This is a genomic window from Gordonia desulfuricans NBRC 100010 (assembly GCF_001485495.1).
In the GTDB taxonomy this organism is placed as follows: Bacteria; Actinomycetota; Actinomycetes; order Mycobacteriales; family Mycobacteriaceae; genus Gordonia; species Gordonia desulfuricans.
In genome coordinates this window covers 1-15,145 of the sequence record NZ_BCNF01000114.1, presented here as the reverse complement: position 1 = coordinate 15,145, position 15,145 = coordinate 1, and the positions used below count along the sequence as shown (strand labels likewise).

The window sequence follows — 15,145 nt, the reverse complement described above, 5'->3', positions numbered from 1 at the left end:
CTTCGCTGTGTCCGAGGGGGGACTTGAACCCCCACGCCCGTTAATAGGGCACTAGCACCTCAAGCTAGCGCGTCTGCCATTCCGCCACTCGGACCTGTTCAGTTCTCTTGCTCTTGCCGGCGTCTGCGTCGCTCTCTCATCGGCTGGCTCGGTAACACTAACCGAGGTTGCCCCCGTATCCCAAATCCCGTAGGAGTGAGGGGTGTCTTCTGAGCTCACGACCCCCCGCGCGGTCGACGAAGTCGTCGATCTCGTCAGCACCCTGATCCGCTTCGACACGAGCAACACCGGCGAGTTGGAGACCACCCGCGGCGAGGAGGAGTGCGCCAAATGGGTGGCCGGCCGACTCGAGGAAGTGGGTTACGTCACACAGTATGTCGAGTCCGGTCAACCCGGGCGCGGCAATGTCTTCGCGACCTTGCCCGGCGACCCGGACTCCGGCCGCGGCGCCCTGATGATCCACGGACACCTCGATGTGGTGCCCGCCGAACCTGCCGACTGGAGCGTCCACCCGTTCGCCGGGACGGTCAAGGACGGCTACATCTGGGGGCGCGGCGCCGTCGACATGAAGGACATGGTCGGAATGGCCCTGGCCCTGGCCCGTCAGTTCAGGCGCGAGGGCACCGTCCCACCCCGCGACATCGTGTTCGCCTTCCTGGCCGACGAGGAGGCCGGTGGCACGTGGGGATCGCAGTGGCTCGTGGAGAACCGACCCGATCTGTTCGAGGGCGTCACCGAGGCGGTCGGGGAGGTCGGCGGGTACTCGCTGACCGTCGACCGCCCGGACGGCACGCAACGGCGTCTGTATCTCGTCGAGACGGCCGAGAAGGGCCTCGGGTGGATGCGGCTGACCGCCGACGCCACCGCGGGCCACGGCTCGTTCCTGCACGAGGACAACGCGGTCACCGCGGTTGCCGAGGCGGTCGCCCGGATCGGCCGGCACACCTTCCCGCTCGTGATGACCGAGTCGGTGTCGGAGTTCCTGGCCGCGGTGTCGGCGGAGACCGGTCTCGACTTCGCCCCGGACGCACCGGATCTCGAGACCCGGCTGTTCAAGCTCGGCAGTCTCGCCCGGATCATCGGCGCCACCCTGCGTGACACCGCCAACCCCACCATGCTGCGCGCCGGGTACAAGGCGAATGTGATCCCGCAGAAGGCCGAGGCGGTCATCGACTGCCGCGTGCTGCCCGGCCGCCAGGCCGCGTTCGAGGCCGAGATCGACGAACTGATCGGGCCCAACGTGACCCGGGAGTGGATCACCCACCTCGACTCGTACGAGACCACCTTCGACGGCGACCTCGTCGACGCGATGAACGCGGCGATCCTCGCCAACGACCCCGACGGCAAGACCGTGCCCTACATGCTCTCGGCGGGTACCGATGCGAAGGCCTTCGCCAAGTTGGGGATTCGCTGCTTCGGGTTCGCCCCGCTGCAACTGCCGGCCGACCTCGACTTCGCCGCGCTGTTCCACGGCGTCGACGAGCGGGTGCCGGTGGACTCGGTGATCTTCGGCACCAAGGTCCTCGAGCACTTCCTGCTGCACAGCTGATCCGGCCGATCAGATGTGCGCCTCGCCTAGAGTGGGTGAGGCCGGCATGTGATGTGCGACCCATGACGTGTGCGGTGTGCGAGAAGGACCGGTCTCCGCGAAGAAAGGTGTTCGATGTCGACGTTCGACCCGTATGAGCCACTCCCGACCCTGCCGGGGTTCACGCTGACCTCCGAGAGTGTCACCGACGGCAAGCCCCTGCCGAACAATCAGGTCAGCGGTCTGATGGGGGCCGGTGGCGCCGACCTCTCACCACAGCTGTCGTGGTCCGGATTCCCTTCGGGCACCAAGAGTTTCGCGGTCACCGTCTATGACCCCGACGCCCCGACCGCCGCCGGTTTCTGGCACTGGGCGGTCGCCGACATCCCCGCGTCGGTGACCAGCCTGCCCGAAGGCGCCGGCGACGACACCGGTGGCGGACTGCCCGCCGGTGCGGTGACCCTCGCCAACGACGCGTCGCTGAAGCGGTTCGTCGGCGCCGCCCCGCCGCCCGGACACGGACCCCACCGCTACTTCGTGGTGGTGCACGCCGTCGACGTGGAGAGCCTCGGCCTGCCCGACGGCGCCACCCCGGCCTACCTCGGGTTCAACCTGTTCTCCCATGCGATCGCCCGCGCGACGATCGTCGGCACCTACGAACAGCCGTCGGAAGACATCTGACCCGCACGACACGGACAGAGATACACAGACAGGGCGGTCACCTCCTGGGGTGACCGCCCTGTCTGTGTATCTACCTGCCTGTGTCCGTCTCGGGTGTGCGCGGTGTCAGTCCTGTGCGCCGCTGCCGACGGCGTCGGACAGCGATACGAACCCGGCGGCCCGGGCACGCGCGGCGACACCGGCGTTGATCTCCCGGGTCCAGACCGGGCCACCGTAGATGAACGGGGTGTAGGCCTGTAGCAGGTTCGCACCGGCCCGGATGCGTTCCCATGCCTCGTCGACGGTCTCGATGCCGCCGACACTGATCAGCGTGATCTGCCCGCCCACACGGCGATACAGCCGCCGCAGTACCGCGAGGGACCGTTCGGTCAGCGGTGCGCCGGACAATCCGCCCGCGCCCATGCCGGCGACCTCGGCGGCCGGGGTCGCCAGGCCGGCGCGCTCGATGGTGGTGTTGGTCGCGACGATCCCGGCCAGGCCGATCTCGACCGCGAGGTCGGCCACCGCGTCGACGTCCTCGTCGGCCAGATCGGGTGCGATCTTCACCAGCACCGGAACCGAGACCTCGGCGAGGACCGCGGTCAGCACCGGGCGCAGCGAGTCGACCGCCTGCAGATCACGCAGTCCGGGTGTGTTGGGGGAACTCACGTTGACCACCACGAAGTCGGCGAGCGGGCCCAGCTGCCGGGCCGAGTAGCGATAGTCGTCGACCGCCTCGTCGAGCGGCACCACCTTGGTCTTGCCGATGTTCGCGCCGATCGGGACGCGCACCGGACCCGGGCGGGTGTACCGCAGGTGCTCGGCGGCGACGTCGGCACCGGGGTTGTTGAAGCCCATCCGGTTGATCAGCGCACGGTCGGCGGGCAGCCGGAACAGTCGCGGCTGCGGGTTGCCGGGCTGTGCGCGCCCGGTGATGGTGCCGATCTCGGCGAAGCCGAAACCCAGTTGGCCCCATGCGTTCACCGCCGCCGCGGACTTGTCGAAGCCGGCGGCCAGGCCGAGGGGTGCGGGGAACTCGACACCGAAGACCTGCTGGCGCAGGATCGGGTCGTGGCGGGCGAAGAGCCTCGCCGCGAGACCACGCAGCGGCGGCACCCGCATCGCGGTACGGATCGTCGTCATCACGATCGTGTGGATGCGTTCCGGTGGGACCAGGAACATCAGGCGCAACAGCACCGGGTAGAGCAGACGGTTGAGTGTGGTCAGCACGCGCGGGCATCCTCGTCGGGGTCGTCGGGGCGGGCCGTCTGCCCGCGGGGTGGTTTACGTCGTTTCAGCAGCACCTTGCGGGTGCCGTCGGAGTACAGCCGCACCCGGGACAGTTCCCAGCCGCCGAACTCGGCCTCGAGGGCCAGACGCATCGACGCGGTCACCCGGGTGACATCCGGTGGCAGCCGGATCAGCAGGCATTCCATGTCCTCGGAGGTGACCTCCCAGCCACGCGGATAGTGGGCACCGATCCGGGCGGCGGTCCGTCCGGAACCGGCCGGGAGGCCGCCTGGGCGACGCAGCATCACGAGGTGGGTTCCGCCGCGGTCGTCGGGGTGCCGGTCGGGGTGCTCACCGCACCACCGCCGTAGGGCGGCGCGACCACCTGTAGTCCGCCGTCGCGGTGGGACAGGACATAGACCGTGCCGGAGGCGTCGTCGACGGTGATCGCGTCGGGCTGTGCGACGGCCGCGAAGCGGTGCTTCTCGACGGGTTCTCCACTGGCCAGGTCATAGGCCACCACCTCGTTGTCGCCGGTCGTCGAGACCCACAGCAGCTCGTGGGTGTCGTCGTAGTCTACGGCGTAGGGGCCGTCGGCCACCGGGTAGCGAAACCGCATCACCAGCGGCGAACCGAAGAATCCGATGATCTCGTCGTCGCGGGTGTTGGCCACCAGGATCCGGCCGTACCGGTCGACCGTGGCCGTGGTGGCGCCGTTGCCGGCGCGCAAGGCGGCACCGAATTCGCCGGTGTCGATGTTCACCGGGGTCACCGACGACTGCGCGCGGTCGAGGACGACGACCTGTTCGCCGTCGAGGTCGGCACCGGCGGGAGAGACGGTGATGGCGTCGACGCGGACGAAGCCGCCGATGTCGCGCTGCCGGTTCAGGCCGGTGTCGAAGACGATCACGTGGCCGTCGCCCGTGCCCACGAGGACGCGACCGTCTGCGGTACGGGCCAGTGCGGTGGGGTCGGCGACGTCGGTGGGACTGGTCTGCACCGTGCCGTCGGCGGCGATGCGGACCAGGGTGTCCGGGCCCACGCCGAGGAACTCGCCGTTCCCGGTGCCGATCAGGGTGGTCAGTGCCGGGGTGGTGACGGTGGTCGGCGGGCTGGTGATAGCCGCGGTGTCGAAGCGGGTGATCTCGGTACCCGCGGCACCGAGGACGGCCAGCGAACCGCCCGAACGGGCCATCACCGAACTGCCCGGGGATGTGGGGATGATCACACCGGCTGGGTTCGCTGCCGGTCCGGCCGGCGCGGGGACGGCCGACGCGGGGGAGACGGTCGCCACGTTCGGCGTCGACCCCGAATCCGAGCTGGATCCGCACGCGGCCGACAACGCGGCCGTGAGCAGCAGCGCGAGCGCGACACAGGCGCGGCGGGCACGCGGATTTCGGGGGAATCGGGAGCGGCCGGAATGCATAGCACCATCTTGCTTCACCCACGCTGTGGACCATCGCCGGGGTCGAGGGCGTCGCGTCGGCTCGCGCGGGGATCGCCGCCGACCCCGCGTAGCATCGGGCGCCGTGACCGACACCATGACGTGGACCCAGTCGATCGTTCTCGGTGCGATCCAGGGCCTCACCGAGTTCCTCCCGATCTCGTCGTCGGGGCACCTGCGGATCGCCTCGGAACTGATGTTCGGGCAGGACGCCGGGGCCTCGTTCACCGCGGTGACCCAGCTGGGCACCGAGGCGGCGGTGCTGGTCTTCTTCGCCCGCGACATCGTGCGGATCGTGATCGCCTGGTTCCGTGGACTCTTCGACCGGACCGAACGCGGCCTCGACTACCGGATCGGCTGGTACGTCATCCTCGCGACCATCCCGATCGGCCTGCTCGGATATCTGCTCAAGGACGAGATCCGCACCGCGGCCCGCAATCTCTGGCTGGTCGCCACCGTGCTGATCCTGTTCTCCGGGGTGTTCTGGCTGGCCGAGAAGTACGGGACCCGCCGTCGGTCGATGGAACAGCTCACCCTCCGTGACGGACTGGTGATGGGTCTGGCCCAGTGCCTGGCGCTGGTGCCCGGCGTGTCCCGCTCCGGCGCGACCGCCAGTGCGGGTCTGTTCCTCGGGCTCGAGCGTGAGGCCGCGTTCCGGTTCTCCTTCCTGCTCGCCATCCCGGCGGTCACCGCCTCGGGACTGTTCAGCATCCCGGACGCGATCAACCCGACCGGGGACGGCATGGAGTCGACCGGGGCGCAGCTGATCGTGGCGACGGTCGTCGCCTTCATCCTGGGCTATGCGTCGATCGCCTGGCTGCTGAAGTTCGTCGGCAACCACTCGATGAACTGGTTCGGCGCCTACCGCGTGATCCTCGGCCTGACCGTGATGGGACTGCTGGCCGGGGGCGTGATCAGCGCGACGTGATCGGTGTGACCCGCGCCGACACGGCCGGCCCCGTGTGCCGGATGCCGGAGAGCGGCGACGTTGCCTAGAGTTGACCCATGACCGTGATCCTGGTGCGCCACGGCCGCTCCACGGCCAACACGTCGGGGGTGCTCGCCGGGCGCAGCCCGGGCATCGCCCTCGACGACAAGGGACGTGGGCAGGCCGCCGAACTGGTCGAGCGACTCACCGGCTGTCTCCCCGACATCACCGCGGTCGCCCGCTCACCGCTGCAACGATGTGCCGAGACCGTCGCGCCGCTGCTCGCGGCCCTGGGGGCCGACGGTCGCGAGGTGCCGGAGGTGGTCGTCGACGATCTCGCCGAGGTCGACTACGGCACCTGGACCAACCGCTCCATCCGGGAACTGCTCGCCGAACCGCTGTGGAAGACCGTCCAGCAGCATCCGTCGGCGGCGGTGTTCCCCGAGGGTGAGGGGCTGGCCGCGGTGCAGGCACGGGCGGTGGCCGCGATCCGTGAGCTCGACGCGGTCCACGGCGGACCCGACGGTGCCGGGGTGTGGGTGGCCTGCTCCCACGGCGACGTGATCAAGTCGGTGATCGCGGATGCGATGGGGATGCATCTGGACGCGTTCCAGCGGATCGTCGTCGAGCCGGCCTCGGTGAGCATCATCCGCTACGGTGCGACCCGGCCGCATGTGCACACCGTCAACTCGACGGCCACGCTGTCGGTGCCGATCCGTCCGCCGAAGACCGACGACGCGGTGGTCGGGGGCGATCCGGGGACCGGTGACGGGCACCGGCCCGATGCGGGAGCCGGCCGATCGGGCGAGGATGCCCCGGTGCAGGCGCGCACGCCGGTCGAGGCCGGATAATGGGATACGACAGACAAGGAGGTGTGTGATGTCACGAGCGATCCATGTGTTCCGCAGTCCGGACCGATTCGTCGCCGGGACGGTGGGCCAGCCCGGCGACCGGACGTTCTACCTCCAGGCCGTGCACGAGGCACGCATCATCAGCGTCATGCTGGAGAAGCAGCAGGTCCAGATCCTCGCCGAGCGGATCGGGGCGCTGCTCGAGGAGATCCACCGTCGTTTCGGTACCCCGATCCCGCCCGAGACCGACCAGATCGGTGACCTCAGTCCGCTCGTCATGCCGGTGGACGCGGAGTTCCGGGTGGGGACGATGGGACTCGGATGGGATGCCGAGTCCGAGGCCGTGGTGGTCGAACTGCTCGCGATCACCGAGGGTGAGTTCGACGAGAGTGTCGTCCTCGACGACACCGACGAGGGTCCCGACGCCGTGCGGGTGTTCCTCACCACCAACGCCGCCCGCGAGTTCGCGACCCGCTCCACCCGGGTGATCTCCGCGGGTCGCCCGCCCTGCCCGCTGTGCGGTGACCCGCTCGACGCCGACGGACACCTCTGCGTGCGGACCAACGGCTACAAGCGTGGTGCCGAACTGAGCAAGTCCCTGGACTTCATCGACCCGGACGTCTTCAACGGACTCGCCGGCGGATCCGAGATCTACGACGACCCCGAGGATCCGGACGACCCGGACGACCCCGGTCCGCGCGGCTGACATGACGATCGGAGATCGTGTGCCGCACGACCCGGACGAGAGCAGCGCGGACGCCACCGCCGACCTGGCGGCGATCCTGCGTGACGGGGAGCTGGGCATCCTCGGTCGGATTCCCACGGCGAGCAATGCCACGCTGGTCTGCGAGGCCACCCTCGACGACTCGGTGGTGCGGTGCGTCTACAAGCCGGTGCGCGGTGAGGTCCCGCTCTGGGACTTCCCGGACGGCACCCTCGCCGGCCGCGAGGTGGCCTCGTTCCTCATCTCCGACGCACTCGGATGGGGAACGGTACCCACCACGGTGCTGCGAGACGGCCCCCTCGGCATCGGCATGGTGCAGCGCTGGGTCGACACCCCCGACCCGGAAGCCGAGCCGCCGCGGATCGAACTCGTCGACCTGTGCCCGCCCGAGGCCGTTCCCGACGGCTACCGCTCCATCCTGCGGGCCCTGGACGGACGGGGCGATCCGGTGGAGCTCGTCCACGCCGACGATCCACGGTTACAACGGATGGCCGTCCTGGACCTCGTCCTCAACAACGCCGACCGCAAGGGCGGGCATGTACTGGAAGGACTCGACGGCGGCGTGTACGGAGTCGACCACGGCATATGTCTGCACGGTGACGACAAACTCCGCACGGTGCTGTGGGGCTGGGCGGGAGAACCCATCCCGGCGCACCTGATCGCCGACGTCGAGCGGCTGGCCGACGACCTCGAATCGCCGTCGTCGCGGCTGCGGGCGGACCTGGCACACCACATCACCGCCGACGAGATCGACGCATTGACGATGCGCTCGATCATCGTCGCGGAGTCGTCGACGATGCCGACCCCACCGCCTCATCGTCCGATTCCCTGGCCCCCGTTCTGAGCGTGTCCCCGAGTTCTGAGCGTTCTCGCGTGTTCTGAACGGGTATCCGTGCGGTTTGTGAGCCCTGCCCGGCGGGTCACCTGACGGGTACCGGCCGCCCACACCATCAGCCCGATCCCCAACACGATCCCGTGCACGATCCGGACCGGACCGGGTGCGAAGAACTGCGGGACGAACAGCAACAGGCAGAGTGCGGTCACCGATCGTCCGATGCGTGCCGTCGCGGTGCCGGCGGGGTCGCGCAACAGCCGGACGGCCACCCACGCCAGCAACAGCCACCCCGCGACGAACATGATCAGCGGGACGGGGGCGTAGTGGAAGTCGGCGACCCCGGCGGGGCCGGTCTCGGGTTACGTGGCCGTGGTGGTGAGAGCGGAACGAAGAGGTGGCATCGAAGGTCCCATCGTGACCGGTGCCCACGCTGTCAGCGGGCGGTGCTCTCGCAATGTCAAGGGTGGGATCGCGCCGTCCTCGCCGGGTGCCGAGGCGGACGTCACGGCCGGCTGCGCGGGGCCTCGTCACGTCGACCGATGCCGCGCGCCATACAGTGGTGACATGCAATCGTGGCCCGATCCCGCCCTGCCCGTCGTTCCCGGCGCGGGGCCCGCTCTCCGCCTCTACGACACCTCCGCACGGCAGGTCCGTCCGGTGACCCCCGGGACCACCGCGACCATGTACGTGTGCGGGATCACCCCTTATGACGCAACCCATCTCGGGCACGCGGCCACCTACCTGACCTTCGACATGGTCAACCGGGTGCTGCGCGACGCCGGCCACGACGTGCACTACGTGCAGAACATCACCGACGTCGACGATCCGCTGTTCGAGCGCGCCGACCGCGACGGCGTGGACTGGCGCGAACTGGGGTCGTCCCAGATCCAGCTGTTCCGCGACGACATGACCGCGCTGCGGGTACTCCCGCCGCGGGACTACATCGGGGCGATGGAATCGGTCGGCGAGGTCGTGGAGATGGTGGAGAAGCTGCTCTCCTCCGGCTCGGCGTATGTGGTCGACGACCAGGAGTTCCCCGACGTCTACTACCGGATCGACGCCACCGAGCAGTTCGGCTACGAATCCGGCTACGACCGCACGACGATGGAGCGCTTCTTCGCCGAGCGCGGTGGCGACCCCGACCGTGCAGGCAAGCGCGACCGCCTCGACGCCCTGCTGTGGCGGGCCGAACGGCCCGGCGAACCGTCCTGGGAGGCGCCGTTCGGTGCGGGCCGCCCCGGCTGGCACGTCGAGTGTTCGGCGATCGCCCTCAACCGGCTCGGCATCGAGTTCGACATCCAGGGCGGCGGCAACGACCTGATCTTCCCGCACCACGAGTTCTCCGCCGCCCACGGCGAGGCCCTCACCGGTGCACGGCGGTTTGCCCGGCACTATGTGCACACCGGCATGGTGGGACTCGACGGCGAGAAGATGTCCAAGAGTCGCGGCAACCTGGTGTTCGTGTCGCGGCTGCGTGCTCAGGGCGTCGATCCCGGGGCCATCCGGCTCGCCCTGCTCGCCGACCACTACCGCGGTGACCGCATGTGGACCGACGCGGTGCTCGACGCCGGCCTGGCCCGGCTGGCGCGCTGGCGCACCGCGGTCGCCGCACCGGCCGGACCCGACGCCGCACCGATCGTCGAGCGCGTCCGTCAGCACCTCGCCGACGACCTCGACACCCCCAAGGCCCTCGACGCCGTGGACGGGTGGTGCCGGGACGTCGAACGCGGCATCGGCGGTGACACCGACGCGCCGTCGGCCATCGCGCAGGCCGTCGACGCCCTGCTCGGTGTCGACCTCCGTGGGACCGGCACGGCCGGTTGAGCCGGTCGTGGGCGGTCGACTGGGTGTTCGGTGCGTGGGCTTAGTAGAGTTTCGGCCGTGGCGCGCGTGCAGGAGATCCGCCCGGACACCGATTCCGGGGTGTGGACCGTTCAGACCCGGACATCGACATATCTGCTCGACTTCGAGGAGATGACGTTGTTGCGGGCCCCCGGTGTCGGCAGCACCGACAGCGAGGAGTGGGCGGTCAGTGCGCTCCGCCGCGACTCCGAGGACATCCCGCTGCTCGGGGTGAAGTCATGCCGGATCGGCGAGTCCGCCCAGTTCTGGGTGCGTGCCGCCGACGACCCGGACGTGCGGACGTGGCGGATCACCACCCCGGTCGTGTCGATCGAACGGATCGGCTGACCCCGTCGGGGTGTGCGGGTCCGGGGAAGAGCCCCCGGCGCCCGCCCGGACGGGGCCGTCCGGCCCGGCCTCGGTGAATACCGGGTCCGGGAGCGCTCAGCTCCCGAAGGACCCCGGACCGCGCCGCTTGAGATACCGCTCGAACTCGGCGGCCAGGGCGTCGCCGTCGATCTTGGCCATCACCTCGTCGGTGTTCGCCTCGGCGTCGCCGCGTTCCTCGAGGCCGCGGACGTACTCGGCGATCTCCTCGTCGTCCTCGGTCATCTCGGTGACCGCCTGCTCCCACTCCTCGGCCTGCTCGGGCAGGGTGCCCAGCGGCACCTCGATGTCGAGGACCTCCTCGACCCGGTTGAGCAGGGCGACCGTCGCCTTGGGGTTGGGCGGGGTGGACACATAGTGGGGGACCGCGGCCCAGAACGACACCGCGGGCACACCGGCCTGGACGAACAGATCCTGGAGTACGCCGGTGATCCCGGTGGGTCCCTCGTAGCGGCTCTCGGCCAGGTTGTAGCGTTCGGCGGCGTCGCTGCTGTAGGCGCTGCCGGTGACCGGGACCGGGCGCGTGTGCGGGGTGTCGGCGAGCAGTGCGCCGAGCATCACCGTGGTCTCGACCTCGAGGCGGCGGGCCAGCTCGACGATCTCGGTACAGAACGCACGCCAGCGCATGTTGGGTTCGATACCACGCACGAGTACGATATCCCGGTCGGCCCCGACGGGGCTGCAGTAGGAAATGGACGTCGTCGGCCAGTCGATTCGCCGCGTGACACCGTCGATCTGTTTGATCGTCGGACGATTGACCTGGAAGTCGTAGTAGTCATCGGATTCGATCTCGGCGAGCGGGCGGGCGTCCCAGGTGAGTGCAAGATGTTCCACGGCACTGCTCGCGGCATCGCCGGCATCGTTCCAGCCCTCGAAGGCCGCCAGGAGGATCGGCTTGCGCAGGCGGGGAAGGTTCGACATCTGCTCAGCGTTCACCGAACCAGCCTACGACCGAACCGAACCGAGAGCGAACTACTCTGAACATCATGCCCACCACCGCATCGACCACCCGGGACTACGACACGACATTCATCACCGCGATGTCGCGTCGGGTACTGATCGGCGACGGGGCGATGGGCACGATGCTTCAGGCCGCCGATCTCACCCTGGATGATTTCGCCGGCCTCGAGGGATGCAACGAGATCCTCAACGACACCCGACCGGATGTCCTGGAGGCGATCCACCGCGCCTATTTCGAGGCCGGGGCCGACGCCGTCGAGACCAACACCTTCGGGTGCAACCTGTCGAACCTCGGCGACTACGACATCGCCGACCGCATCCGTGAGCTGTCCTACAAGGGCACCGCGATCGCCCGGGGTGTGGCCGACGAGATGGGTCCCTCCGCCGACGGCACCGACCGTTATGTGCTCGGGTCGATCGGTCCCGGCACCAAGCTGCCCAGCCTGGGCCACACCTCCTACGCCATCATCCGCGACGCCTACTACGAGTGTGTCGCAGGCATGCTCGACGGCGGTGCCGACGCCGTCCTGGTGGAGACCTCCCAGGACCTGCTGCAGGTGAAGGCCGCGGTCGTCGGGGCCCGGCGCGCCATGGGTGACCTCGGCCGGCAGATCCCGATCATCTCGCACGTCACCGTCGAGACCACCGGCACGATGCTGCTCGGTTCCGAGATCGGTGCCGCCCTCGCCGCGATCGAGCCGCTCGGTGTCGACATGATCGGCCTGAACTGCGCCACCGGCCCCGCCGAGATGAGCGAGCACCTGCGCTACCTGTCGCGGCACGCCCGCATCCCGGTGTCGGTGATGCCGAATGCCGGTCTGCCGGTGCTCGGACCGAAGGGTGCGGAGTACCCGCTGCGCCCCGACGAGCTGGCGCAGGCGCTGTCGCAGTTCGTCGGCGAGTTCGGACTGTCCTTCGTCGGCGGGTGCTGTGGCACCACGCCCGAACACATCCGGCAGGTCGCGGCCGCGGTCGCCGAGACCCCGCAGGCCGTCCGCACGCCCGAACACCAGGCGGAGACGTCGTCGCTCTACACCGCGGTCCCGTTCGACCAGGACGCCAGCTTCCTGGTGATCGGGGAGCGGACCAACTCCAACGGCTCCAAGGCGTTCCGTGAGGCGATGATCGCCGCCGACTACCAGAAGTGCCTGGACACCGCGAAGGACCAGACCCGCGACGGTGCACACATGCTCGATCTCAACGTCGACTACGTCGGCCGTGACGGCGCCGCCGACATGACCGCACTGGCGAGCCGTTTCGCGACGTCGTCGACGCTGCCGATCATGCTCGACTCCACCGAACCGGAGGTCATCCGGGCCGGCCTGGAGGCACTCGGTGGCCGCTGCGCGGTGAACTCGGTCAACTACGAGGACGGTGACGCCCCGGACTCCCGGTTCGCCCGGATCATGCGGCTCGTCGTCGAGCACGGTGCCGCGGTGGTGGCCCTGACCATCGACGAAGAGGGACAGGCCCGTACCGCCGACGACAAGGTGCGGATCGCCGAGCGGCTGATCGCCGACATCGTCGACAACTGGGGGCTGGCCGAGGAGGACATCATCATCGATGCCCTCACCTTCCCGATCTCCACCGGTCAGGAAGAGGTGCGCCGCGACGGCATCGAGACCATCGAGGCGATCCGCCGGATCAAGGAGGCACACCCCGAGGTGCACTTCACCCTCGGTGTCTCCAACATCTCGTTCGGCCTGAACCCGGCCGCGCGGCAGGTGCTCAACTCGGTGTTCCTGCACGAGTGCACGAGTGTCGGACTCGACACCGCGATCGTGCACGCGTCGAAGATCCTGCCGATGAACCGCATCCCCGACGAGCAGCGCGAGGTGGCCCTCGACCTGGTCTACAACCGTCGCCGTCTGAGCGGGACCGACGGTCCCGACGACCCGGGCTACGATCCGCTGCAGCGGCTGATGGAGCTGTTCGAGGGTGTCTCGGCGGCCTCGGCGCGCGAGTCGCGGGCGCAGGAGCTGGCCAAGCTGCCGCTGTTCGAACGACTCGAACGGCGGATCGTCGACGGTGAGCGCAACGGACTCGAGGCCGACCTCGACGAGGCGATGACCCAGGTTCCGCCGCTGCAGATCATCAACGAGACCCTGCTGTCGGGGATGAAGACGGTCGGCGAGCTGTTCGGGTCGGGCCAGATGCAGCTGCCGTTCGTGCTGCAGTCCGCCGAGGTGATGAAGAACGCCGTGGCGCACCTCGAACCGCATATGGAGTCGACCGGCGAGGACGGCAAGGGCCGTATCGTGCTGGCCACCGTCAAGGGCGACGTCCACGACATCGGCAAGAACCTGGTCGACATCATCCTGAGCAACAACGGCTACGAGGTCGTCAACATCGGGATCAAGCAGCCGATCGCGACGATCATCGACGTGGCCGAGGACAAGCGTGCCGACGTGATCGGGATGTCGGGTCTGCTGGTGAAGTCCACCGTGGTGATGAAGGAGAACCTCGAGGAGCTCACTGCGCGCGGTCTCGGCGAGACCTACCAGGTGCTGCTCGGTGGTGCCGCGCTGACCCGCTCCTATGTGGAGAACGACCTGACCGAGGTCTACAGCGGTGACGTGCACTATGCGCGTGACGCCTTCGAGGGGCTGCGTCTGATGGACGACATCATGGCGATCAAGCGAGGGGAGACCCCGGCCGCCGACAGTCCGGAGGCGATCGCGGCTGCCAAGAAGGTCGCCGAACGCAAGGCGCGGCACGAGCGGTCGCAGCGGATCGCGGCCAAGCGCAAGGCCGCCGAGGCGCCGGTCGAGGTGCCGGAACGTTCCGACGTGGCCGCCGACAACGAGGTGCCGACACCGCCGTTCTGGGGTACCCGGATCATCAAGGGCGTACCCGTCGCCGACTACCTGCAGTTCCTCGACGAGCGTGCATTGTTCCTGGGCCAGTGGGGACTTCGTGGTGCCCGTGGCGGCGAGGGCCCGAGCTACGAGGATCTCGTGGAATCCGAGGGGCGGCCGCGGCTGCGGTCGTGGATCGACCGGCTGTCCACCGAGGGCATCCTGCAGCACGCCGCGGTGGTCTACGGCTACTTCCCGGCGGTCAGCGAGGGCGACGTGGTGCACGTGCTCACCGAGCCGAGACCCGATGCACCGGTACGGTTCTCGTTCGAGTTCCCACGTCAGCAGCGCACCCGGTTCCTGTGCATCGCCGACTTCGTCCGATCCCGCGAATCGGCGATCGAACGCGGTCAGGTCGACGTGCTGCCGTTCCAGCTCGTCACGATGGGCAACCCGATCGCCGACTTCGCCAACGAGCTGTTCGCCGCCGACGCCTACCGCGACTACCTCGAGGTGCACGGCATCGGTGTGCAGCTCACCGAGGCGCTCGCCGAGTACTGGCATCAGCGGGTGCGCTCGGAGCTGAAGTTCGCCGACCGCGCGATGGCCGCCGACGACCCGGATACCGCCCAGGGCTTCTTCGATCTCGAATACCGCGGTGCGCGTTACTCCTTCGGCTACGGCGCATGCCCGAACCTGGAGGACCGCGCCAAGATGATCGAGCTCCTCGAACCCGAACGCATCGGCGTGGTGCTGTCGGAGGAGTTGCAGCTGCACCCCGAACAGTCCACCGATGCATTCGTCCTGCACCATCCGGAGGCGAAGTACTTCAACGTCTGAGCCCGAGGGTGGGTTGCGGGGATTTCGGCTCGGGTCCTCGCGATGCTCGGTCCCGGCTCAATCATCCACTGGGCGTTGGTGGTTGAGCCGATGAGGAGCGAAGCGACGAGGCGTGTCG

General features: G+C 69.0%; 13 protein-coding genes and 1 tRNA gene. 9 read left to right on the top strand and 5 right to left on the bottom strand.

Annotation, left to right across the window (positions count from 1 at the left end):
- Positions 1–8: 8 nt before the first annotated feature.
- A tRNA-Leu gene (locus GD1_RS17770) sits at positions 9–94 on the bottom strand.
- A gap of 108 nt (positions 95–202) precedes the next feature.
- Between GD1_RS17770 and GD1_RS17765 the strand changes: the two genes are divergently transcribed.
- Positions 203–1,549 carry a M20/M25/M40 family metallo-hydrolase gene (locus tag GD1_RS17765; protein WP_020792303.1) on the top strand — a complete coding sequence of 449 codons (1,347 nt, stop codon included), beginning with the start codon at positions 203–205 and terminating at the stop codon, positions 1,547–1,549.
- A gap of 114 nt (positions 1,550–1,663) precedes the next feature.
- Positions 1,664–2,209 carry a YbhB/YbcL family Raf kinase inhibitor-like protein gene (locus GD1_RS17760; protein WP_053776755.1) on the top strand — a complete coding sequence of 182 codons (546 nt, stop codon included), beginning with the start codon at positions 1,664–1,666 and terminating at the stop codon, positions 2,207–2,209.
- 105 nt (positions 2,210–2,314) lie between these two features.
- Here GD1_RS17760 and GD1_RS17755 read toward each other — a convergent pair whose 3' ends face one another.
- From GD1_RS17755 to GD1_RS17745, 3 genes are read right to left on the bottom strand one after another with little or no spacing between them, the layout of a single operon-like run.
- A complete protein-coding gene (locus GD1_RS17755; protein ID WP_059038608.1) occupies positions 2,315–3,418 on the bottom strand; it encodes a quinone-dependent dihydroorotate dehydrogenase in 1,104 nt (367 codons plus the stop codon).
- Positions 3,412–3,723 (bottom strand): DUF5703 family protein, encoded by a 312-nt coding sequence (locus GD1_RS17750; protein ID WP_053776757.1) that lies wholly within the window; start codon positions 3,721–3,723, stop codon positions 3,412–3,414. Before GD1_RS17750 ends, GD1_RS17755 begins: the two co-directional genes overlap by 7 nt.
- Positions 3,723–4,844 (bottom strand): YncE family protein, encoded by a 1,122-nt coding sequence (locus GD1_RS17745; protein WP_238403606.1) that lies wholly within the window; start codon positions 4,842–4,844, stop codon positions 3,723–3,725. Before GD1_RS17745 ends, GD1_RS17750 begins: the two co-directional genes overlap by 1 nt.
- A gap of 103 nt (positions 4,845–4,947) precedes the next feature.
- On the opposite strand from GD1_RS17745, the gene GD1_RS17740 reads away from it, so the two are divergent.
- From GD1_RS17740 to GD1_RS17710, 6 genes are all read left to right on the top strand, one after another.
- Positions 4,948–5,790, top strand: coding sequence for an undecaprenyl-diphosphate phosphatase (locus tag GD1_RS17740; RefSeq protein ID WP_059038606.1), 843 nt, complete (start codon positions 4,948–4,950; stop codon positions 5,788–5,790).
- Between the two features lie 77 nt (positions 5,791–5,867).
- Entirely contained in the window at positions 5,868–6,641 is a 774-nt protein-coding gene (locus tag GD1_RS17735; RefSeq protein WP_059038605.1) for an MSMEG_4193 family putative phosphomutase, read from the top strand.
- Positions 6,642–6,669: 28 nt separating this feature from the next.
- Entirely contained in the window at positions 6,670–7,347 is a 678-nt protein-coding gene (locus tag GD1_RS17730; RefSeq protein ID WP_053776760.1) for a DUF3090 domain-containing protein, read from the top strand.
- A 1-nt stretch (position 7,348) separates the two neighbouring features.
- A complete protein-coding gene (locus GD1_RS17725; RefSeq protein ID WP_083534347.1) occupies positions 7,349–8,209 on the top strand; it encodes an SCO1664 family protein in 861 nt (286 codons plus the stop codon).
- A 555-nt stretch (positions 8,210–8,764) separates the two neighbouring features.
- Positions 8,765–10,024, top strand: a complete 1,260-nt coding sequence (gene mshC, locus GD1_RS17715; protein WP_059038603.1) for a cysteine--1-D-myo-inosityl 2-amino-2-deoxy-alpha-D-glucopyranoside ligase — start codon at positions 8,765–8,767, stop codon at positions 10,022–10,024.
- A 57-nt stretch (positions 10,025–10,081) separates the two neighbouring features.
- Positions 10,082–10,390: a hypothetical protein gene (locus tag GD1_RS17710; protein WP_053776762.1), complete on the top strand. Its 309-nt coding sequence runs from the start codon at positions 10,082–10,084 to the stop codon at positions 10,388–10,390.
- Between the two features lie 96 nt (positions 10,391–10,486).
- On the opposite strand, the gene GD1_RS17705 is transcribed toward GD1_RS17710, so the two are convergent.
- On the bottom strand, positions 10,487–11,365 hold the full coding sequence (locus GD1_RS17705) for a PAC2 family protein (RefSeq protein ID WP_059038602.1): 879 nt from the start codon (positions 11,363–11,365) through the stop codon (positions 10,487–10,489).
- A 50-nt stretch (positions 11,366–11,415) separates the two neighbouring features.
- Here GD1_RS17705 and metH point away from each other — a divergent pair, with 50 nt between their 5' ends.
- Positions 11,416–15,027 (top strand): methionine synthase, encoded by a 3,612-nt coding sequence (gene metH / locus GD1_RS17700; protein WP_059038600.1) that lies wholly within the window; start codon positions 11,416–11,418, stop codon positions 15,025–15,027.
- Positions 15,028–15,145 lie beyond the last annotated feature (118 nt).